The sequence below is a fragment of the Kocuria rhizophila genome (assembly GCF_003667225.1).
Classification (GTDB): Bacteria; Actinomycetota; Actinomycetes; order Actinomycetales; family Micrococcaceae; genus Kocuria; species Kocuria rhizophila.
This window is the reverse complement of the sequence record NZ_RCOM01000042.1, coordinates 1-21036: the sequence shown is the minus strand read 5'-3', so window position 1 is coordinate 21036 and position 21036 is coordinate 1. Positions and strand designations below refer to the sequence as shown.

Annotated in this window: 18 protein-coding genes; 7 read left to right on the top strand and 11 right to left on the bottom strand. The window is 71.5% G+C overall.

Going from position 1 to position 21036, the window contains the following annotated elements; genetic code table 11:
- The 9 genes from D9R02_RS07200 to D9R02_RS07160 all read right to left on the bottom strand — a co-directional run.
- A partial coding sequence (locus D9R02_RS07200) for a nucleotidyltransferase family protein (protein ID WP_121566646.1) occupies nucleotides 1-970 on the bottom strand: 970 nt, incomplete at its 3' end.
- Nucleotides 971-996: 26 nt separating this feature from the next.
- The gene (locus tag D9R02_RS07195) at nucleotides 997-1464 is read right to left on the bottom strand and encodes a DUF779 domain-containing protein (RefSeq protein ID WP_259463923.1); all 468 of its coding nucleotides are present in this window, start codon (nucleotides 1462-1464) and stop codon (nucleotides 997-999) included.
- Between the two features lie 20 nt (nucleotides 1465-1484).
- Nucleotides 1485-3008 (bottom strand): acetaldehyde dehydrogenase ExaC, encoded by a 1524-nt coding sequence (gene exaC / locus D9R02_RS07190; protein WP_121566645.1) that lies wholly within the window; start codon nucleotides 3006-3008, stop codon nucleotides 1485-1487.
- A gap of 142 nt (nucleotides 3009-3150) precedes the next feature.
- On the bottom strand, nucleotides 3151-4614 hold the full coding sequence (locus D9R02_RS07185; RefSeq protein WP_121566644.1) for a dicarboxylate/amino acid:cation symporter: 1464 nt from the start codon (nucleotides 4612-4614) through the stop codon (nucleotides 3151-3153).
- 104 nt (nucleotides 4615-4718) lie between these two features.
- Nucleotides 4719-6455 (bottom strand): DUF885 domain-containing protein, encoded by a 1737-nt coding sequence (locus tag D9R02_RS07180; protein WP_121566643.1) that lies wholly within the window; start codon nucleotides 6453-6455, stop codon nucleotides 4719-4721.
- A 55-nt stretch (nucleotides 6456-6510) separates the two neighbouring features.
- A complete protein-coding gene (locus tag D9R02_RS07175) occupies nucleotides 6511-7617 on the bottom strand; it encodes a MauE/DoxX family redox-associated membrane protein (protein WP_121566642.1) in 1107 nt (368 codons plus the stop codon).
- Between the two features lie 157 nt (nucleotides 7618-7774).
- Complete coding sequence (locus D9R02_RS07170) at nucleotides 7775-8113, bottom strand: acyl-CoA carboxylase subunit epsilon (RefSeq protein WP_121566641.1); 339 nt, start codon at nucleotides 8111-8113, stop codon at nucleotides 7775-7777.
- The gene (locus tag D9R02_RS07165) at nucleotides 8110-9693 is read right to left on the bottom strand and encodes an acyl-CoA carboxylase subunit beta (protein WP_121566640.1); all 1584 of its coding nucleotides are present in this window, start codon (nucleotides 9691-9693) and stop codon (nucleotides 8110-8112) included. Before D9R02_RS07165 ends, D9R02_RS07170 begins: the two co-directional genes overlap by 4 nt.
- A gap of 159 nt (nucleotides 9694-9852) precedes the next feature.
- Nucleotides 9853-10134, bottom strand: coding sequence for a YciI family protein (locus D9R02_RS07160; RefSeq protein WP_070636285.1), 282 nt, complete (start codon nucleotides 10132-10134; stop codon nucleotides 9853-9855).
- Between the two features lie 129 nt (nucleotides 10135-10263).
- Between D9R02_RS07160 and D9R02_RS07155 the strand changes: the two genes are divergently transcribed.
- The 4 genes from D9R02_RS07155 to D9R02_RS07140 are packed head-to-tail and all read left to right on the top strand — an operon-like array spanning nucleotide 10264 to nucleotide 13832.
- The gene (locus D9R02_RS07155; RefSeq protein WP_121566639.1) at nucleotides 10264-11160 is read left to right on the top strand and encodes a biotin--[acetyl-CoA-carboxylase] ligase; all 897 of its coding nucleotides are present in this window, start codon (nucleotides 10264-10266) and stop codon (nucleotides 11158-11160) included.
- Nucleotides 11157-11765, top strand: coding sequence for a hypothetical protein (locus D9R02_RS07150; RefSeq protein WP_121566638.1), 609 nt, complete (start codon nucleotides 11157-11159; stop codon nucleotides 11763-11765). Before D9R02_RS07155 ends, D9R02_RS07150 begins: the two co-directional genes overlap by 4 nt.
- The gene (locus tag D9R02_RS07145) at nucleotides 11758-12918 is read left to right on the top strand and encodes an adenylate/guanylate cyclase domain-containing protein (protein ID WP_070636291.1); all 1161 of its coding nucleotides are present in this window, start codon (nucleotides 11758-11760) and stop codon (nucleotides 12916-12918) included. The genes D9R02_RS07150 and D9R02_RS07145 overlap by 8 nt, the downstream gene beginning before the upstream one ends.
- The gene (locus D9R02_RS07140) at nucleotides 12915-13832 is read left to right on the top strand and encodes a PP2C family protein-serine/threonine phosphatase (RefSeq protein ID WP_070636292.1); all 918 of its coding nucleotides are present in this window, start codon (nucleotides 12915-12917) and stop codon (nucleotides 13830-13832) included. Before D9R02_RS07145 ends, D9R02_RS07140 begins: the two co-directional genes overlap by 4 nt.
- A gap of 241 nt (nucleotides 13833-14073) precedes the next feature.
- On the opposite strand, the gene D9R02_RS07135 is transcribed toward D9R02_RS07140, so the two are convergent.
- Both D9R02_RS07135 and D9R02_RS07130 read right to left on the bottom strand, forming a co-directional pair.
- Entirely contained in the window at nucleotides 14074-16188 is a 2115-nt protein-coding gene (locus D9R02_RS07135; RefSeq protein WP_121566637.1) for an acyl-CoA dehydrogenase family protein, read from the bottom strand.
- Nucleotides 16188-16904 (bottom strand): TetR/AcrR family transcriptional regulator, encoded by a 717-nt coding sequence (locus tag D9R02_RS07130; RefSeq protein ID WP_223110469.1) that lies wholly within the window; start codon nucleotides 16902-16904, stop codon nucleotides 16188-16190. Before D9R02_RS07130 ends, D9R02_RS07135 begins: the two co-directional genes overlap by 1 nt.
- Before the next feature lie 72 nt (nucleotides 16905-16976).
- Here D9R02_RS07130 and D9R02_RS07125 point away from each other — a divergent pair, with 72 nt between their 5' ends.
- From D9R02_RS07125 to D9R02_RS07115, 3 genes are read left to right on the top strand one after another with little or no spacing between them, the layout of a single operon-like run.
- Entirely contained in the window at nucleotides 16977-18374 is a 1398-nt protein-coding gene (locus D9R02_RS07125) for an acetyl-CoA C-acetyltransferase (protein ID WP_121566635.1), read from the top strand.
- A gap of 49 nt (nucleotides 18375-18423) precedes the next feature.
- Nucleotides 18424-19806 carry a 3-oxoacyl-ACP reductase gene (locus D9R02_RS07120; RefSeq protein WP_121566634.1) on the top strand — a complete coding sequence of 461 codons (1383 nt, stop codon included), beginning with the start codon at nucleotides 18424-18426 and terminating at the stop codon, nucleotides 19804-19806.
- Between the two features lie 4 nt (nucleotides 19807-19810).
- A complete protein-coding gene (locus D9R02_RS07115; RefSeq protein ID WP_121566633.1) occupies nucleotides 19811-20890 on the top strand; it encodes a MaoC family dehydratase in 1080 nt (359 codons plus the stop codon).
- Nucleotides 20891-21036: the final 146 nt, after the last annotated feature.

Here is a 21036-nt window from a genome sequence, read left to right as displayed (position 1 = left end):
GGACAGTACCGGGGTGGGCCGGCGCAACCTCGTGGAGATGGACGGCGGCGTGCACCCCACCGGGGAGGGGAGCGGCACCGGGGGAGGCCCCGGCGGTCGGTCGGTCCGCCGTGTCGGGACGACGTCGCGCCTGGCCGGTGAGCAGCTCCGTCACGGCGCGCACGGGGCGGGACACGGTGGCTCGCGTGATCTCCAGGGCGGTGGGCTCCCGGCCCAGGTCCATGCGCAGGTGGTCCACGTTGGGAAGCGGCGCACGCAGCGCGACGGCGAGCTTTCCGCCCACGGTGGTGGCGGCTTTCATGCGGGCCCGCCACTCCTGGGAGCGCGTTCCCTCGTGGGACAGCACGAGCCACAGGTCGTGGGTGGGACGGTCGCGGTAGTTGGGCAGCTGACCTGTGGCGGCCGCGAACGCCACGGTGGCCTCGAGTTCTGCGGCCCGTTGCTCGAGGCGTCGCCAGTCGGCCTCGGTGAGCACCTCGGCCAGGTGCCCCACGTCCTGGGTCAGCGACTCGGGGCTGCGTGCCGCGTGCACCAGGATGATCAGGGCGTGCTCGAGCGTGCGCGGCACGTCGCACGGGTAACCGGCCACGAGGCGGGTGCGGCGCTGCGCCCACAGCTGGTCGAACAGTTTCTCGGGGTCCATCTCGAACCCCGGGAACGAGCGGTGGATGTCCACGAGCCCCCAGTGGGGGTGCCGCATGGTCTGGGCGTGCTGGAAGATGGAGCCGGACCGGAACGTGGACACGGTGTTCCAGCCGTACTCGTGCAGCGCCTGCACCAGGAGGTCCGCGTGGGAGGGCCGGGTGAGGACGTCCACGTCGCTGCTCACCCGCCCCCGCACGTACAGCCGGGGGTCCGCGGCGTAGCCCTTGACCAGCAGGGCGTCCACCCCACGGGCCCGCGCCACCGCCTGTATCTCGGCGTGCGCCAACTCCACCCGTGCCGCCAGGGGGATGTCGGATCGCTCCATCACCCCAGGTTAGCGCGGGGTGGGAGTCACACGGCGCACAGTTCGCTGCGGGTGAGGAACCGGCGCCCGGTGGGGGTCTCCAGGGAGAACCCGGACCCCCGCCCCGGCACCGCGTCGATCACCAGCCGGGTCCGCCGCCACGCCTCGAACTGTTCCGCGGAGATCCAGAACTCCACCGGGCCCAGCTCGGACGAGTCCGCCGCGGTCAGCCGGGCGGTGCCCAGCAGCACGTCGGAGTCCCCCGTGCGGAACTCCCCGGCGGGGAAGCACATGGGTGCGGAGCCGTCGCAGCAGCCGCCCGACTGGTGGAACATGAGCGGCCCGTGCACCTGCCACAGCTCCCGCAGCAGCTCCACGGCTGCCGCCGTGAACCCCACCCGCGAGGTGTTCTCCCCGGGGACGGCGGGGGTGGCCTCCAGCGCCACCTCGATCCCGCCGGTCCCGACGCCGTCGGGCCCGGTCGCGACGCCGCCCTGCTCTACCTGCTCACCCATGTGCGTCACGCCGTTCCGGTCTAGAAGAAGCCCTGCGCGGACTCCGTGTAGGAGACCAGCATGTTCTTCGTCTGCTGGTAGTGGTCGAGCATCATCAGGTGGTTCTCGCGCCCGATGCCCGAGGACTTGTACCCGCCGAACGCCGAGTGCGCGGGGTAGTTGTGGTACTGGTTCACCCACACGCGCCCGGACTGGATGGCGCGCCCGGCCCGGTAGGCGGTGTTGCCGTCGCGGGACCACACGCCCGCGCCCAGGCCGTAGAGGGTGTCGTTGGCAATGGAGATGGCGTCCTCGTAGGAGCCGAACTTCGCGACCGAGAGCACCGGGCCGAAGATCTCCTCCTGGAAGATCCGCATGGAGTTGGTGCCCTCGAACACCGTGGGCTGCACGTAGTAGCCGCCCGCGAGGTCGCCCTCGAGCTCGGCGCGCTCGCCGCCCACGAGGACCTTGGCGCCCTCCTTCTTGCCGATGTCCAGGTAGGAGAGGATCTTCTCCAGCTGGTCGGTGGAGGCCTGCGCGCCGATCATGGTGTCGGTGTCCAGGGGGTTGCCGGCCGTGATCTGCGTGACGCGCTCGATGCCGTCCGCCAGGAAGGAGTCGTAGATGGACTCCTGGATCAGGGCGCGGGACGGGCACGTGCAGACCTCGCCGGAGTTCAGGGCGAAGAACGCGAAGCCCTCCAGGGACTTGTCGTAGAACCCGTCCTTCTCCCGTGCCACGTCCTCGAAGAAGATGTTGGGGGACTTGCCACCCAGCTCCAGGGTGACGGGGATGATGTTCTCCGAGGCGTACTGCATGATCAGCCGCCCCGTGGTGGTCTCGCCCGTGAACGCGATCTTGCGGATCCGCTTGTTGGACGCCAGCGGCTTGCCGCACTCCACGCCGAAGCCGTTGACGATGTTCACCACGCCGTCCGGGACCAGGTCCTGGATCAGCTCCATGAGCACCATGATGGACGCCGGGGTCTGCTCCGCGGGCTTGAGCACCACGCAGTTGCCCGCGGCCAGCGCGGGGGCGAGCTTCCACACGGCCATGAGGATCGGGAAGTTCCACGGGATGATCTGGCCCACCACGCCCAGGGGCTCGTGGAAGTGGTACGCCACGGTGTCCTCGTCCAGCTGGGACAGGTGGCCCTCCTGCGCGCGGATGGCACCGGCGAAGTACCGGAAGTGGTCGATGGCCAGGGGGATGTCCGCGTTGAGCGTCTCCCGCACGGGCTTGCCGTTGTCCCAGGTCTCGGCCACCGCGATGGTCTCGAGGTGCTGCTCCATGCGGTCCGCGATCTTGTTCAGCATGAGCGCGCGCTGCGCGGGGGTGGAGGCGTTCCAGGAAGGGGCGGCGGCCCAGGCGGCGTCGAGCGCGGCCTCGATGTCCTCGGCGGTGCCCCGGGCCACCTCGGTGAACGCCCGGCCCGTGACGGGGGTGACGTCCTCGAAGTACTGACCCTTGACAGGCGGAACCCACTGGCCCCCGATGAAGTGCTCGTGGCGGGGCTTGAAAGTGACGACGGATCCGTCCGTGCCTGGCTGGCTGTACACGCTCATGGTGACCATCCTTGGATCGGTAGTGAGGTGGATCACAGCCTAGTGCCCAGCGCTGACACGATCGACCCCCGCACGCCACGGGGCGGCCCGGGATCAACCCGAGCCGCCCCGTTCGCAGAAGGTGCCGGCGGTGACGCGCGTGCTACACGGTGCGCTGCCCGTCCGTCGCCCCGGGTGAGGTCTGGGACAGCGTGGCACCGGACGCCGACGCCGCGTGCTCCGGTTCGCGCGCGGAGGTGCCGTTGCCGGGGAGGCCGGTGGCGGCGTCGTCGTCCTTGAACGGGCGACCGGCCAGCGGGGCGTTGTAGCGGGGGAGGTCCAGGATGCCCTCGCGCTTGGATACGACCGTGGCCACCAGCGCCTGGCCGGTCACGTTGAGCGCGGTGCGGCCCATGTCCAGGATGGGGTCCACGGCCAGCAGCAGGCCCACGCCGTCCAGGGGCAGGCCCAGGGTGGACAGGGTCAGGGTGAGCATGACCGTGGCGCCGGTGGTTCCCGCGGTGGCGGCCGAGCCCAGCACGGAGACCAGCGCGATCAGCACGAAGTGCATGGGCATGAGCTCCACGCCGTAGAACTGGGCCACGAAGATCGCGGCGACCGCCGGGTAGATCGCGGCGCAGCCGTCCATCTTGGTGGTTGCACCCAGCGGGATGGCGAAGGACGCGTAGTGCCCGGGCACGCCCAGGTTGGACTCGCTCACGCGCTGGGTCACGGGCATGGTGCCCAGGGAGGAACGGGACACGAAGCCCAGCTGCATGGCGGGCCACACACCGGCGAAGAACTGCTTCACGGACAGGCCGTTGAGCTTGACGATCACTGGGTACACCACGAACGCCACCAGCAGCAGCCCGGCGTACACGGTGAGCACGAAGCTCACGAGCGAGCCCATGGAGGTCCAGCCGTACTCGAACACGGCGGTGCCGATCAGGCCCAGGGTGCCCAGCGGGGCCAGGCGGATGATCCACCACACGACCTTCTGCATGATGGCCAGCCCGGACTTCATGAGGCTAAGGAAGGGCTCGGCCTCCCGGCCCACCTTGAGGGCGGCGATCCCGACCACCAGGGAGACCACCAGGATCTGCAGGATGTTGAAGTTCACGGTGGTCTTGACCGTCTCGGGGTCGATGACCTTGGACGTGGTCTCCAGGCCCAGGAAGTTCACGGGGATCAGGCCCTTGAGGAACGCGAGCCACGAACCCTCCGTGCCGGAGTAGGTCTCGGGCTGCGGCTGGCCGGTGCCCACACCGGGCTGGACCACCACGGCCAGCACCATGCCGATCACCACCGCGATCAGCGAGGTGATGGCGAACCACATGAGGGTCTTCCACGCCAGCCGGGCGGCGTTGGAGACGTCGCGGAGGTTGGCGATCGAGGAGATGACCGCGGTGACCACGAGCGGCACCACGGCCGCCTTGAGGATGGTCACGTAGCTGGAGCCGATGGTGCCCAGCGTGGTCATGAGCCAGTTGGGGCTCTCCTCGGGGTCCCCGCCCATGGCAGAGGCCAGGGACCCCAGGAGAACGCCCGCGATCAGGGCAATGAGGATCTGCCACCCGAAGGAGGTCATCCACCGCGGCAGACGCCGGGTACTTTCTGCGGAATTCATGTGCGCCACGATAGGGCGGCGAATGGTAATCCGCACACCCCTCGTGACGAACTGTGACGCCCGGATCCTGGGACAGCCCGGGAAAGCCCCCGGGAATCCGCTCCCTACAGCGCCAGGGCGTAGGTGAGTGTGTCCAAGCCCACGGAGCCCAGCCGCAGCGCGCGGCTGTGGAATCGCTTGAGGTCGAAGTCCTCGCCCTCGCGCGCCATGGCCTGCTCGCGGGCGTCGAGCCACATCTGCAGCCCGATCCGGTAGGAGGGTGCCTGCCCGGGCCAGCCCATGTACCGCAGCCACTCGAAGCGCAGGGTGCCCTCCGCCATCGCCACGTTGTGGCGCAGGAACTTCCAGCCGTCCTCGGGGGTCCAGACCTCCCCTGCGCGGGCGCCACCCAGCATCTCCCCGAGCGCCTCGGGGATCTCGAAGCCGCAGTGGAAGCCCACGTCGAAGATCACGCGCACGGTGCGCAGCCGCTGCGAGTCGAGCATGCCCATGCGGTCCCCGGGGTCGTCCAGGAAGCCGAGCTCGTCCATGAGCCGCTCCGCGTACAAGGCCCAGCCCTCGCCGTGGCCGGAGACCCAGATGCCCATGCGGCGCCACTCGTTGAGCTCGCCCGCGTTGGCCAGGGCCGTGGCGCACTGCAGGTGGTGGCCCGGGATGCCCTCGTGGTACACGGTGGTGGTCTCCTCCCACGTGTTGTGCTGGGAGACCCCCTCCGGCACGGACCACCACATGCGCCCCGGGCGGGAGAAGTCCGCGCTGGGCGGGGTGTAGTAGATGATGCCGTCGTGCGTGGGCGCGATGCAGCACTCCAGGGTGCTCATGGGCTCGGTGATCTCGAAGTGCGTCCCGGCCATCTCCGCCAGCGCGGTGTCCGAGAGCTTCTGCATCCACGCCTGCAGCTCCTCGGGGGAGTGCAGCTGCCTGTCGGGGTCCGCGTTCAGGGCGGCCATGGCCTCCTGCACCGTGGCTCCGGGCTTGATCTGCTCGGCCACGGCGCGCTGCTCGGCGTCCAGCTCCAGCAGCTTCTGCACGGCCCAGTCGTAGACCTCGCGGGGATCACGGCGCGCGCCCAGGAACGAGGCGAGGTGCAGCCGGTAGTCCTCGATCCCGCACGCGTCGGACTCGCGTGCGACCGGGGCGAAGTCCTCGCGCAGGATCCGCGCGATGTCCCGGTAGGCCGCGCGGGCGGCGTCGGACGCGGCGCGCAGCTCGTCCCGCAGGGCATCCGGCGCGGCGGGGTCAGCGGCGAGCGACGCGAAGAAGCCGTCGTCGGACGCATACTGCTCCGCCTGCTGGGAGGCCTCCACGATCTGCGGGGCCGACGGCGGCCGGTTCAGGGAGACGGCCTCGTCCAATCCCGCGCGGTACTGCTCCAGGGCGGCGGGGATGTTGGTCATGCGCCCGGCGATGTGCTTCCAGTCCTGCTCGGTCTCCCGCGGCATGGCGTCCAGCACCTGACGGATGCCCTGCACGGGGGACTCGATGTTGTTGACCGCGGAGACGTCCAGGTTGGCCTCGTGGCGGTCGCGCTCCAGTTCGAGCTCGTTGCGCATGGCGTGCAGGGTCACCCGGTCCACGTCGTCCTCCGGGGTGACCTCCTCCAGGCGCGCGAGGGTGGAGCGGACGAGCTCGGCACGGGCTGCACGGCCGGCGGGACCGAAGTCCGGGTACTCGGTCTCGTGCCCGGGGAAGCCCAGGAAGGTGGCGTCGCTCGGGTTCAGGGCGAGGCTCTCGTGGAAGTAGGTCTCGGCGAGCTGGTCCGCCGCCGTGGCCGTACGCTGCGTGGAACCCAGGGGTGCGAGGGGTTCGTGGGACTGGGATGAGGTGTCGGTGTGAGTCACAGAATGTAACCCTAGTCACACCGGCGACACGGACAAGCACCGCCGTGCACGGCGGTCACCCGGCGAAGCGCTCCGCGAGCTCGTCCAGCAGCTCCAGCACGGCTCCGCTGCCCGCCACCGGTCCGCCCGCGAGCAGCCCGTCCGCGCCCAGCACCACGGCCCAGGGGTTGCCGGGCCGGTCGAAGACGATGGCTGCGGCCTGGTCGGCATCCACCAGCGCCGCGCCGCGCAGGGCCTCCGGAAGCTGCTCGCGCTCGTCCTCGTGAGCCACCACGGCGTGCAGCGCCACCGGGCCGGTGTGGCTCCCGAGCTCCGTGAGCCGCTGGATCATGGGGGCGCACCAGCCGCACGTGAGGCTCACCGTCACCAGTGCGCGAGCTCGAGTGGCGGACAGACCCCGCAGCGTCACCACCTGGCCGTCCGCGGTGGTGAGCCCCGCGTAGGGGATCGGCAGCCGCTCGTAGTCCTGCGGCTCGTCGTCCGCCTGCTGCGGCCCCCCGGGCTCGGTCGCGGGCCCCTCCGTCGCGACCGCGTCCGCCGCGGTCGTGCCGGGGCTCACGGGGGGCGACGCCGCGGCGTCGCCGTCCTCGCGCAGGGTGCGGGGCAGCGGTGGGACGCGGGCGACGTCGTACGGGTCGCCGGCCCGGCCGTGTGCGGGCCGCTCGCTCCAGAGGGTGAGCAGCACGAGGAGCGCGGGGATGGCGAGGGCCGTCACGCCCCACCACGGCAGACGGAGCACGGGGCCGTGGAACGCGACCGCGGACAGGACGAGTGCCAGGGCGGCCGTGAGGGTGAAGGCGGCGTTGCGCACCACGGTGCGGCGTGAGACCGGCGCACGGGAGAGCCCGCCGAAGCACCCGCACGAGGCAGGATCAGGTGCCCGAGTGCCCTGGAGGACCACCACGGTGAAGACGGTGAACAGTGCCGTGGCCGCGAAGGCGCTCAGCAGCAGGAACGGGCCGGAACCGAGGAGCAGGCACGCGGCCAGCAGGATCTCCCCCCAGGGGAGGGCGCGCTGCAACCAGGGTGCGCGCAGGGGCCGGGGGAGCGGTGCGGTGGTGAGGATGGTGCGGCCGGTGTCCGGCACCGCGAGTTTCGCCGCTCCGCTGAGGAGCAGCACGGTCGCGAGGGAGACGAGGGCGGAGAGGGCGATGACAGGCACCGGACCATTATCCCCGCCGCGGAGGTCGACCTCGTGCCGGCGGGCAGGTCACAAGGGGCCACGAGCGAGACGGTCGTCGTGAGTTCGTGAGGTCCTGGCATCGCGGGGCCGTGTGCCCCGGGGACGCTTCAGACCGAGGACCGGGGCCAGGGTGTGCTCACCGCTCTGGCTGCGTCCACCGCCACGCCCCGCGGCCGGGCCGCAGGCGCAGGCCGAGCCGGAGTCTGCGGGACTGGTGGCGCGGTGCACGGCGCGGGTGGGCCGGGGGTGCGTCCTGCGGCTCGGGCAGCGCGCCGAGGACGGCCACCAGGGCGGCCAGCTCCTCGGGACTCGGGTTGCCACGCGTCACGGTGAACAGCGGGTCCGCGTCAGTGGTGGCGTCCGGCAGCGAGGCCACTGCGGCGTGGCGGGCGTCCACGGGCATGCGCGGTGCGGCGCCGAACGTGTCGGCCCCGGTGCGGCGGTCCAGGGATTGCGCTGACTCCGGCGTGCTCACAGCGGGATGTTCCCGTGCTTCTTGGCGGGCTGAGAGGCCCGCTTGTCCGCGAGCCCCCGCAGCGCCTTGATGATCTGCTCCCGGGTCTCGGAGGGACAGATCACGGCGTCCACGTAGCCCAGCTCCGCGGCCTGGTAGGGGTTGAGGAGGTCCTCCTCGAACTGCTGTGCGAGCTCGGCGCGCAGCGCCTGGGCGTCCTCGCCGTTCTCCTCGGCGGCCTTGAGGTCCCGGCGGTAGAGGATCTCCACCGCGCCCTGGGATCCCATGACCCCGATCTGGGCGGTGGGCCACGCGAGGTTGATGTCCGCGCCCAGCTTCTTGGAGCCCATCACGATGTACGCCCCGCCGTAGGCCTTACGGGTGATCAGGGTGATCAGCGGAACGGTGGCCTCGGCGTACGCGTACAGCAACTTGGCGCCGCGGCGGATGATGCCGTTGAACTCCTGGTCCGTGCCGGGAAGGAACCCGGGGACGTCCACGAACGTGAGGATCGGGATGTTGAAGGCGTCGCAGTGGCGCACGAAGCGCGCGGCCTTCTCGGACGCGGCGATGTCCAGGGTGCCGGCGAACTGCATGGGCTGATTCGCCACGATCCCCACGGTGTGGCCCTCCACCCGGGCGTAGCCCACCATCACGTTCGGGGCGTAGAGCTCCTGGATCTGCAGGAACTGCCCGTCGTCCACGACCGTCTCGATCACGGTGCGCATGTCGTAGGGCTGGTTCGCGGAGTCCGGGATCAGCTCGTCCAGGGCGAGGTCCTCGTCCGTGACCTCGTCCACCTGGTCGTGGTCCAGCAGCGGAGAGTCCTGCAGGTTGTTCCCCGGCAGGTACTCCAGCAGCTCGTGCACGAAGTCGAAGGCGTCCTGCTCGTCCGAGGCCAGGTACGCGGCGGTGCCGGTGCGCTCGTTGTGGGAGCGGGCACCACCCAGGGTCTCCATGTCCACGGTCTCGCCGGTCACGGTCTTGATCACGTCCGGGCCGGTGATGAACATGTGGGAGGTCTTGTCCACCATCACCACGAAGTCGGTGAGGGCGGGGGAGTACGCGGCACCGCCGGCGCACGGGCCCATGATCAGGGAGATCTGCGGGATCACGCCCGAGGCCCGGACGTTCATGCGGAAGATGTCCGCGAACACGGCCAGGGAGGCCACGCCCTCCTGGATGCGGGCGCCGCCGCCGTCGTTGATGCCGATCACGGGGCAGCCGTTGCGCAGGGCGAACTTCTGGACCTTGACGATCTTCTCGCCGTTGACCTGGGACAGCGACCCGCCGAAGACCCCGAAGTCCTGCGAGTACACGGCCACCAGGCGTCCGTCCACGGTGCCGTAGCCGCTCACCACGCCGTCACCCAGCAGCTTCTTCTTCTCCATGCCGAACATGGTGCTGTGGTGCACCGCCAGGGCGTCGAACTCCACGAAGGAGTCCGGGTCCAGCAGCATCTCGATCCGCTCGCGCGCGGTGTTCTTGCCCCGGGAGTGCTGCTTCTCCACGGCGCCCTGTCCTGCCGGTGCGGCAGCCTCCTCGCGGCGCTGCCGGAAGTTGGCGATCTTGCCTGCTGTGGTGGACAGGTCGTGGCTCATGACACCTCGCGTGGTCGTGGTCGGGGCGGGGCGCGGCCCCTCGGAATCCACCCCAGTGTAGTTGTCGGTCCCGGGCGCGCACTTGTAGGAGTTCCACAACTCCGGGGCCCCGTCACCGCACGCGGTGCCCGGGATCTCCCTCCGTTCGGGGGTGTGGGTTCAGTCCGAGCCCACGGCTCCGATGGTCACGGACCACTCGCGGACCACGTGCTCCGTCACCGCACCGTGGACCACCAGGGGGTCCTCCCGGATGAGCTGCTCCACGTGCTCGGCGCTGTCCGCGCGCAGCACGATCAGCGCGCCGTCGTCCCCCAGGGGCCCGGAGGCCAGGTTGACGCCGCGCTCCTGCAGCTCACGCAGGAAGGCTCGGTGGGCGGGGCGGTGCTCGGCCAGGATCTCGGACGGGCCGCCGTAGGTGTAGGTCAGGGCGTAGACGCTCATGCTCGGGATCCTCCGGCTCGACGTGGGGGTCTGGGCTGACGGATCCCAGCATATGCCCGGGCCGTGCGGGTACACCTAAGCTGGAGGAAACCCCGACGGCCACGCCGTCCCGTCCTGTGAGGAGCAGACATGCACGCCACGGAGCAGCAGCCCGCCGCGGACTACCACCAGTCCGGCCTGGAGGACGCGCTGCGATCCCACGGCTACCGGTCGGTGACCGTGGTGGACACCGTGGGCTCCACGAACACCTGGTTGTCGGAGCGGGTGGCGCCGCACGCCGGGGGCCAGGGGCGCGTGAACGGCCTCGAGGCCGTGGTCACCGGTTTCCAGAGCCAGGGCAGGGGGCGGCTGGACCGCGGCTGGATCACGCCCCCGGGCACCGCGGTGACGTTCTCGGTGGCCTGCACCCCCGTGGACCGCTCGGGCCGTCCGTGGCCGCAGGACCTGCTCCCGTGGCTCACCCTGCTCATGGCGCACAGCATCACCGGGGCGGTGCGGGAGCTGACCGGGGTGCCCGCCGTGGTCAAGTGGCCCAACGACGTCCTGGTCCGCGACCGCAAGCTCTGCGGCATCCTCGCGACCATGGTTGCGCCGACTCCCGGTGCGGCACCCACCGTGGTGGTCGGTGCCGGCATCAACGTGAGCCAGCGCGAGCTCCCCGTCCCCACCGCCACGTCCCTCGCACTCGAGGTGCAGGACTCCGACGCCGTCCCCAGCCGCGCCGGGCTGCTCACCGCAGTGCTCGGCCGGTTCGCGGACACCCTGGACCGCGCGTCCCAGGACCCCGTGGGGCAGCTCGGCCGCGGGGGAGAGCTGCGGAGCGAGGTCGAGGCGCAGCTGGACACCCTTGGCCGTGAGGTCAGCCTGCAGCTGCCCGGCGCGCGGGATCCGCTGACCGCGACCGCCACGGGCCTGGGAGACTCCGGCCAGCTCGTGGTGCGCGCCCGGGACGGGAGGGAGCACGAGTACTCCGCGGGCGACGTCGTGCACGTGCGCCCCGCGCACGGCGGGGGCGGCCCCGCATGAGCGGACGGCACGGCCTGGAGCTGGCACCGGGCGAGGAGACCGTGGTGGCCACGCGTCCGCACCCGCTGGCGCTCGCGGGCCCCGCGGTGACCGCCTGGCTCACGGTCCTGGTGTACTCGGCGCTGCGCCGGGTCCTGGACCTCACGTGGCGTCCCACGGACGCGCCGTGGACCGGACTGCACACGTTCGTGGGGTGGTTGCTGCTCGCGGCCGCGCTGCTGCTGGCGTGGCGCCGGGTGGCGGTGCCCGTGTGGCGGTGGTGGCGCACCCGCTTCGTCCTGACCACCGCACGCCTGGCGCTGCTGGGGCTCCCGGCGCGTGACGGCGCCGTGTCCCTGCCGCTCGACGCCCTGCAGTCCGTGCGTGTCACGCGCGGTGCCACCGAGGTGGGTGCCGCGCGCGAACACCTGGACCGCGGCACCGTGCTGGCGGATTTCGGGACCCTGGGTGGGCTCAAGCTCGCGGGTGCCCCGCAGCCCGCGCGTCTCACGCAGCTCGTGCGGGAGTCGGCGGCGCAGGTGGGCAACTACAGTGGGGGAGGCACCATCCCGGGGCCGGGACGCCCCGGCCCGCACACCGCCCAGCAAGGAGGACCGCGTGGCTGAAGACCCCTCGGAATCCCCGCAACCCGTGGTCACGGGCCCGCAGACCGAGCAGCTGAACCTGAACCTCCACAACCCCGTGCAGTCCAACCTCTACGGCTCGGAGGAGTCGCAGGCCGCGGTGCGCCACCTGGACTCCCTGCTGCTCGGCTCCCAGCGGAACCTGCGCCGCCGCGAGGCCGCCCACGAGGCGGACCTCTCCTCGGCCTCCGCGCGCAAGATCTGGCGGGCCCTGGGCTTCCCCAACCTCAGCGACGACGACGTCTACTTCACGAACGAGGACGTCCGCGCCCTCAAACTGGTGTCCAGCCTGGTCCAGGACGACAAGCTCAGCGAGGAGGCGGCGCTGTCCCTCGCGCGCTCGGTCGCGCAGCTCACGGACCGCATGGTCGTGTGGCAGGTCGAGGCCCTCGTGGAGGACATGGTGGCCCACCGTGACATGACGGACGCCCGGGCCCGCCGTGAGCTGCTCACCCTGCTCCCGGACCTGCTGCAGCCGCTCGAGCAGCTGCTCGACTACGCGTGGCGCCGCCAGCTCTCGGCGGCCGTCCAGCGCCTGGCCATGCGGGGGGAGCGCCCGGACGGCTCCACGGTCATCCTGCACGACGCCGCTCCGGACGTCGGCGCCTCGGCGCTGCCCCTCGCGCGGGGCGTGGGTTTCGCGGACCTGGTCTCCTACACCTCCCTCTCCCGGCAGATGAACGAGCGCACGCTCGCCAACCTGGTGCAGCGCTTCGAGAAGCGCTGCGCGGAGGTCATCTCGATCGGCGGCGGCCGCGTGATCAAGACCATCGGCGACGAGGTCATGTTCCTCTCGGAGACCCCCGAGGGCGGGGCCCAGATCTCGCTCGCGCTGGCACGGATCATCAAGGAGGATCCGCTGCTGCCCCAGGCGCGCGTGGCCTTCGTGTGGGGCCGTGTGCTGCCCCGGCTGGGGGACCTCTACGGCCCCACCGTGAACCTGGCCTCACGGCTCGTGGCGCTCACGGAACCGGGCGGCGTGGTGGTGGACGAGTCCACCGCCCGCGTGCTCCGGGGGGACGAGCGCTTCGTCCTCGAGCCGCAGCCCACCCGCAACGTCCGCGGCTTCGGGGACGTCCGCCCCGTGGCGCTTGCCCAGGGCTGCGGACCCCTACTGGAAGACGAGGTCGAATGACCGCTCCCCTGACCATCCGATCGGGCGGTGTGACCGACCGCGGACTGCGTCGAGAGACCAACGAGGACGCCCTGATCGTCACCGACACCATGTGCGCCGTGGCGGACGGCATGGGTGGGCACGAGGCCGGCGAGGTGGCCAGCGCCCTGTGCGTGTCCACCCTGGGTGCCTCGGAGCTGTTCACGCTGGAGGACTTCCGCGACTACCGGATCGTGGAACCTGCACCCGGCTCGGACGTGGCCCGGTTCCGGGCCACCATCGACCGGCAGCTCAAGCTGGACCCGGACATTCCGGCCGAGGCGCTCGACGCCGTGCACCGGGTGCGCTCGGTGCTGTGGGAGGCGGACCAGGCCATCCAGGCCCAGTGCGGCACGCGTGCCGGCACCACGGTCACCGGGGCGTGGCTCGTGCAGATCGCGGGCACGTGGCTGTGGATCGTGTTCAACGTGGGGGACTCCCGCACCTACCAGCTCACCGGACCGCGGGTGGGGGAGCCCGTCACGGAGGAGTCCGGGCCCGTGGGGGTCTCCCAGCTCACGGTGGACCACTCCGAGGTGCAGTACCTGGTGTCGATCGGCCAGCTCACTCCCGCCCAGGCCCTGGTGCACCCGCGCCGCAACGTGATCACCCGTGCGCTCGGCACGGGGCAGATCTGGGAGCCGGACGTCGTGGTGCTTCCCGCCGTGCCGGGTCAGCGGCTGCTCATGTGCTCGGACGGCCTCACGGGGGAGCTCTCCCCGGTGCACATCGCCCGGGTGCTGCACTCGGTGCAGCACCCCAAGGAGGCCGCGGACGTTCTCGTGCAGGCGGCGCTGCGCACGGGCGGGCGGGACAACGTGACCCTTGTGGTCGCTGACGTCCTCACCGCGGACGACCCCCGCGCGAACACCAGTTCCATCCCGCGCGTGCGCTGAGAGCACCTTTCGACCATCCACCCGCAGGCAGCGCCCCCTGCTCCGTTCCGCGCGTGCGCCGAGCCGACCTCTCGGCCGTCCACCCGCTCGCGGCACCCCGCTCCGCCCCGCACGCGGAAGCGGCCCCGCGGCGCCGTCGTGGTTCGACGACGCCGCGAGGCCGCTTCTCTGGCTGGCGCGAGGTGCGCTGTGCCCGGCGTGCGCCGCCCCGTGTCAGGGACGGCGCACGCCTGCGGGCCGCTCAGCCGTGGTTGCCGCGGGTCTGGGCACCCGGGTCCCTGGCGGGCTTGGGCTCCTTGACGGGGGCCTTGCCGCTCGCGCGCAGCCGGCGGTAGTAGTCCGCGGCCTCCTTCTGGCGCTCGGCCTCCACGGTGCCGCCGATCTCCGCGCGCAGCAGCTCCGGGGAGAGCCCGAAGGCGTCCACGAGCTCCAGGGAGTAGGGGCGCAGCCGCGCGATGAGGCGGTTGATGTAGGACTCCAGGGCGCGGCCACGGCGCATGGACAACCGGCCGTAGGAGAGGTACCAGGCAAGATCCCGCTCGATCAGGCTCAGCCCGAAGAGGTCGCGCAGCCACGTGAGCACGCGCTTGGTGTCCGGGTCCTCGATCTTCTCCAGACCGGCCGTGAACGCCTCCCACTGCAGCAGCTGGGCGTGCGAGCGGGCGGCTTCCAGCAGACGGTTCTGGTTGTTGTTGAACGCCTCGGCCTGCTCGGTGCGGGACTTGCGGGCCGCGGCGCGCAGCTCGTCTGCGATGTCCCCGATCATGGTCTGCACGCGGTCGGTGAGCAGCGCACGCTGGGCCGCGGGGTCGCGCAGCGCGTTGACGGACTTGCGGGAGTCGCCGGTGTCCGAGAACGCCTGGGTGAGCTTGCGCAACCCGGAACGGTTGAAGCCGGCCTCGGTGGCGCGGTCCGCGACGTAGCGGGCCATGACCCCCACGTCCGCGTTCTTGAACTCGGCGGAGTAGTCGTTGAGCAGCCGCTTGGCCACGAGCTGCAGCAGGATGGTGTTGTCACCCTCGAAGGTCACGTAGACGTCCAGGTCCGCGCGCAGCTCCACGAAGCGGTTCTTGGCGATGAACCCCGCGCCGCCGCACGCCTCGCGGCACTCCTGCAGGGTGTCCAGGGCGCTCCAGGTGGACATCGGCTTGAACGCCGCGGCCAGGGTCTCGAGCTCCTGGCGGTTGCCGTCGGACTCGTCCTCACCGGAGAAGACCTCGTGGAACTTGTCCAGCAGCTGCTGGTGGGCGAAGGTCATCGCGTAGGTCTCCGCGATGCGCGGGATCAGCCGGCGCTGGTGGCGCTGGTAGTCCAGCAGCGTCTGCTCCTCGATGTCCGAGTCCGTGGTGAACTGGCGGCGCTGCTCCGCGTAGCGCACGGCGATGCTCAGGGCGGCCTGGTTGGCGATCGTCGCCGCACCGTCCAGGGACACTCGGCCCTGGACCAGCGTGCCGATCATGGTGAAGAAGCGACGGCCCGGGGAGGGGATGGGGGAGGAGTAGACACCGTTCTCGTCCACGTCCCCGTACTTGTTCAGCAGGTTGGTGCGGGGCACGCGCACGTGGTCGAAGTGCAGGCGGCCGTTGTCGATGCCGTTGAGCCCGCCCTTGCGGCCGTCGTCCTCGCCGCCCACGCCGGGCAGGAACTCGCCGTTCTCGTCACGCAGCGGAACGTAGAGGCAGTGCACCCCGTGGTTGGTGCCGTTGACGATCAGCTGCGCGAAAACCGTGGCCGCGCGGCCGTGCACCGCCGCGTTGCCCAGGTAGTCCTTCCACGCCGCCTTGAAGGGGGTGTGGATCTCGAACTCGTCCGTCTCCGGGATGTACGTGGCGGTGGTGCCGATCGAGGCCACGTCCGAGCCGTGCCCGATCTCCGTCATGGCGAACGCGCCGGGCATGCTGAGGTCCAGGATGGACGGCAGCCACTTCTCGTGGTGCTCCTCCGTGCCCAGGTTCAGCACTGCGGAGCCGAACAGGCCCCACTGCACGCCGGACTTGATCTGCAGCGAGGGGTCCGCGAGGACCAGCTCCTCGAACGCGGAGAGGTTGGCGCCGGGGCTCATGGCCCCGCCCACGCTCTCGGGCATGCCCAGGTACTGGGGCCCGGCGTCAGCGAGCAGCTTGAGCTGCTCGTACGTGTGGTTGCGCTGGTCCTCCACGGACTGGTTGTACTGGGAGTGGAAGCGGGGATCCTCGGCGCGCTTGCGGGCGGCCAGGCGCGCCTCGGGCCAGCGGCCCAGGAGGATCTTGCCGAGCTCCGCGGTGTCGAGCGCCGAGGGGGCGGCAGCCCCGTCCTCGGGCAGGTCCTCGATGCGGTCGGTGTCGGGAATGGTTCCGCTGACCTGGGTGGTGCTCATCATGACTCCTGAGGGGTGTCGCGGACGGCGGGGCCGTCCTGGGTACGGGCTTGTCGGGAAGGCGTCGTCGCGGCGGAGACCGCCGCGGACGTGCTGGCCACGGGGCGCAGACCCTCCACGGCCCACGTGGTGATGATGCGACTCATGGTGTGGCGGTCGGGCGTTCCCGGGGCGTCCCCCTGCGCGAGCCAGGCCTCCCCGGCGCCGCGGACCATGCCCACGGTGGCCGCGGCCCAGCTGCGCAGGACGCCGTTCCCGGTCTCCGCCTCGCCGTAGTGGCGCTCGTACTGCTCCATGAGCAGGTCCCGCACCGAGTCGATGAACCGCTCGATGGTGGAGCCCTGCTCCTCCGGGGCGGTCACCACGAAGCGGTAGACCTCCGCGGAGCCCGCCACGGACTTGAGGTACTCGGAGACCAGCGCGTGGATCATGGCCGCGAACGTGTCGGCCTCACTCACGGCCGCCACCATGCGGCGTCGCATCCTGGTCACGAAGTACTCGCCCACGGCCGCCTGCACGCCGGACTTGTCCGTGAAGTAGCGGTAGAACACGGACTTGGACGTGCCGCACGCCGTGGCGATCTCCTCCATGGAGATGGCAGCACCGTTCGCGGCCACCGCGTCGCGGGCGGCCGTGATCAGCTCGGTGCGCCGCTTGGCGCGGTGACGCTGCCAACGGCTGTTCCTGCCGTCCACGGGGGTCGTGACCTGTTTCACGATACTGAGAGTATCAGCTACTCTGGGTATCAAGTGACCCACGTCGCACACACCCCCTCTCAAGGAGCAGACATGACCGAGAACACGCAGAGCACCCCGGCCAAGACCTCGACCGCCCAGGGCACCGGCGCCACGCCCGCGGCAGGGTCCGCCGCAAAGCACCCCGCGGGCACCTCCGGCACCCGCCCCGTGGTGGTCGCGGGCAACCGCATCCCCTTCTCCCGCGCGGGCGGCGCCTACGCCAACGCGTCCAACCAGGACATGCTGACCGCGGCGATCGACGGCCTGGTGGCCCGCACCGGGATTGCCGGTGAGCGCCTGGGTGCCGTGGCGGCCGGTGCCGTGATCAAGCACTCCCGCGACTTCAACCTGACCCGCGAGTCCGTGCTGGGCTCCGCCCTGGACCCGGCCACCCCGGCCTACGATGTCCAGATGGCGTGCGCCACGGGCATGGAGACCGTCAGCTCCATCTCCAACAAGATCCGCCTGGGCCAGATCGAGGCCGGCATCGCCGGCGGTGTTGACTCCTCCTCCGACGCTCCGATCGCCGTGAGCGAGGGCCTGCGCCGCGCACTGCTCAAGCTGCAGCGCGCCAAGACCACCATGCAGAAGCTCCAGGCGTTCAAGGACGTCCGCCCCGCGGACCTCGCGCCCGCCGTGCCCAGCTCCGGGGAGCCCCGCACGGGCCTGTCCATGGGTGAGCACCAGGCCCTGACCACCGAGCACTGGGGCATCACCCGTGAGGCCCAGGACGAGCTGGCCGTCGCCTCCCACCAGCACCTCGCCGCCGCGTACGACCGCGGGTTCTTCGACGACCTGGTCACCCCGTTCAAGGGTCTGACCAAGGACAACAACATGCGCCCGGACTCCACCGTGGAGAAGCTGGGCAACCTGAACCCGGTCTTCGGCAAGAAGCTCGCGGGGGAGGCCACCATGACGGCCGGCAACTCCACCCCGCTCACGGACGGCGCCTCCGCCGTGCTGATCACCTCTGAGCAGTGGGCCGCTGAGCACAGCCTCACCCCGCTCGCCGAGGTCGTGGACTCCGAGGCCGCCGCGGTGGACTTCGTCACCGGAAACGAGGGCCTGCTCATGGCCCCCGCCTACGCTGTCCCGCGCCTGCTCGCCCGCCACGGGCTGACCCTGCAGGACCTGGACCTGGTGGAGATCCACGAGGCGTTCGCCTCCACGGTGCTGTCCATCATGAAGGCCTGGGAGTCCCCCGAGTTCTGCAAGGAGCGCCTGGGCCTGGACGCCCCGCTGGGCTCGATCGACCGATCCAAGCTCAACGTCAACGGCTCCTCGCTGGCCACCGGCCACCCGTTCGCCGCCACCGGCGGGCGCATCGTGGCCTCCACCGCAAAGGAGCTCGCCGCCCGCGCCAAGGCCGAGGGCAAGCCCCAGACCGCGTTGATCTCCGTGTGCGCCGCGGGCGGCCAGGGCGTGGCCATGCTGCTGCGCTCGGTCTGAACACCCACCACGGCAATCGAGACACCACGAGATCAGGGAGAAACTTCACGTGACGGACACTTATCTGGACATGGTCAACTCGGGGCTCGGCAAGCAGCTGGCCTCCAAGCTGGGCCTGCCCCGGCCGGTCACCCTGCGCCGCTACCAGGCGGGCGCTGACTTCCCGGACGGCGCGGTCCTCGTGCTCGGCAAGGGCACGGCGGGCGGCGCCGCGGCGTCGGCACTGCTCGGCTGGAACCTGGACGTGCGCCGCCACGCGGCGGACGTGGACCGCGTGGGTGCGGTGCTGATCGACTACACCGGCATCGAGAGCCCCGCGGACCTCGGCGCCCCGGCGCTGGAGCTGGCCTCCGCGCTGCGGAAGCTGCGTCCGGGCGGACGCGTGATCACGCTGTCCCGCCCGGCGCCGGGGATCGGCACCGGAGCGGCGTCGGGCACCGTGGCGGGCGCAGAGCAGCTGGCTCCGGCCCAGGCCGCGGCGCGCCAGGGCGTCGTGGGCATCCTGCGCTCGATCGCTCAGGAGATGCGCGGCGGCGTGACCGCCAACGGCATCCTGATCGCGGACGGTGTGGCCGGGGACGCCCCGAGCGTCACGGGCGCCATCCGCTTCTTCCTCTCGGGCCGCAGCGCCTACGTGGACGGGCAGTTCCTCACGGTCGGTGACGACCGCGGTGACGCGACCGTGGACTGGGAGCACCCCGTGGCGGGGAAGGTGGCCGTGGTCACCGGCGCCGCGCGCGGGATCGGCGAGCAGGTCACCCGCACGCTGGCCGCCTCGGGGGCCACCGTGGTCCCCGTGGACGTGCCCGCGGCCGGGGACGCCCTGACCAAGCTGGCCAACGAGCTGCGTGTGCCCGCCCTGCAGCTGGACGTCACGGACCCGCAGGCCGGGCAGAAGATCCTGGACCTCGTGGCCTCCCGCTACGGCCGCCTGGACCTGGTGGTGCACAACGCCGGGATCACCCGGGACAAGATGCTCGCCAACATGGACGAGGCCAAGTGGAACTCGGTCATCGCGGTGAACATCGAGTCGCAGCTGCGGATCAACGAGACGCTGCTGGCCTCCGACAAGCTGGGCGCCACCCCGCACATCGTGTGCCTCGCCTCCACGAGCGGCGTGGCGGGCAACCGCGGTCAGACCAACTACGCCGCCTCGAAGGCCGGCGTGATCGGTCTGGTGGCCGCCACCGCACCGCTGATCGCCGCGAAGGGCGGCACCATCAACGCGGTGGCCCCCGGCTTCATCGAGTCGGACATGACCGCCAAGATCCCGGCCGCGCGCCGTCAGATCTCCCGCCGCCTGAACTCCCTGCAGCAGGGCGGTCTGCCCGTGGACGTGGCGCAGGCCATCACGTTCCTGCTCTCGGACGCCGCGGGCGGCATCAACGGCCAGACCCTGCGCGTGTGCGGGCAGAGCATGGTGGGGGCGTGATCGCGTGAGCGCCACGGATTCCGTTCCGTCCGTTCCTGCTGACTACGAGCGCACCACGCCCTCGGGCGCGGTGAAGCTGCCTGCCCTCTACGCGAGCGCCGGGGCGCGTGCGGCCACGAGCGCGGCGGGCGGCGCGGCGTCGTCGGCCTCCCGCAAGGTGCTGCCCGCGCTGCGGAAGTCTCCCGTGGGGCGGGTGCTGCCCGCGTCGCTGCGCACACCGGGTGCCGAGAAGGTCTCCGGTGCGCTCGAGCTGCCGCGCGTGGCCCACGTGGTCGAGGGCCTGTCCGCCGATGCCGAGTGGCACGAGAAGTTCTGCCGCGTGGTGCACGCCAGCTTGCGGCCCATGGCCCCGGGCTCTGCGGAGACCGCCGTGTTCTCCGGCGCGCTGCACTCGCTCGCGTTCCCCGTGGCCATGTCCGTGCTCACGCGCAAGGACTTCCCGCTGCCGGTGCTGGGCATGGTGCACATCTCCAACACGGTCCACCACGTCTCGGACGTGGCCGTGGGGGAGCGCGTCACGGCCACGGCGTGGACCGAGAACCTGCGCGCACACCGCGCGGGGACCATGCTCGACGCCGTGGTGACCCTCACGCGCGAGGACGGCTCGGTGGCGTGGGCCGGACGCTCGGGATACCTGGCCAAGGGCGTGCACACCGCGATCGCCGGTGACGCGCCCCGCGCGGGCGCCGAGGACGAGGCGCAGCGCGAGCACGCGCCGTTCGAGGCGCCGCAGCCCACCGGGCAGTGGTCCCTGGGCGCCGGGACCGGCCGTGAGTACGCCGCGGTGAGCGGGGACTACAACCCCATCCACCTCTCGGACCCCTCGGCAAGGGCCCTGGGCATGAAGGGTGCGATCGCCCACGGCATGTACACGGCCTCGCGCGCGCTCGCGCTCACGGGCGTGCCGTCCGAGGTGCCGTTCACGTGGTCGGTGGAGTTCGCCACACCGGTGCGCCTCCCGGCCACGGTGGCGGTCGCGGTGGACGACGACGGTCGGGGCGCCCACTGGAGCGCATCTCGCGTCCAGGTGTGGGATCCCAAGCGGGGCCGCCCGCACGCGGACTTTCGGGTGGCCGCTCTGTAGCGGTGCACTGCTCGCCGGGCCCCTCGGATCCACGGATCCGAGGGGCCCGTTGCGTGCCGCGGGTGCGATGCGCGGGCATGGACACCGTGTGCTGGTGGCGCTGCCGTGGGGCGGGGCGGTCGCGGGGGAGGTGTCCGGTGCCCGGC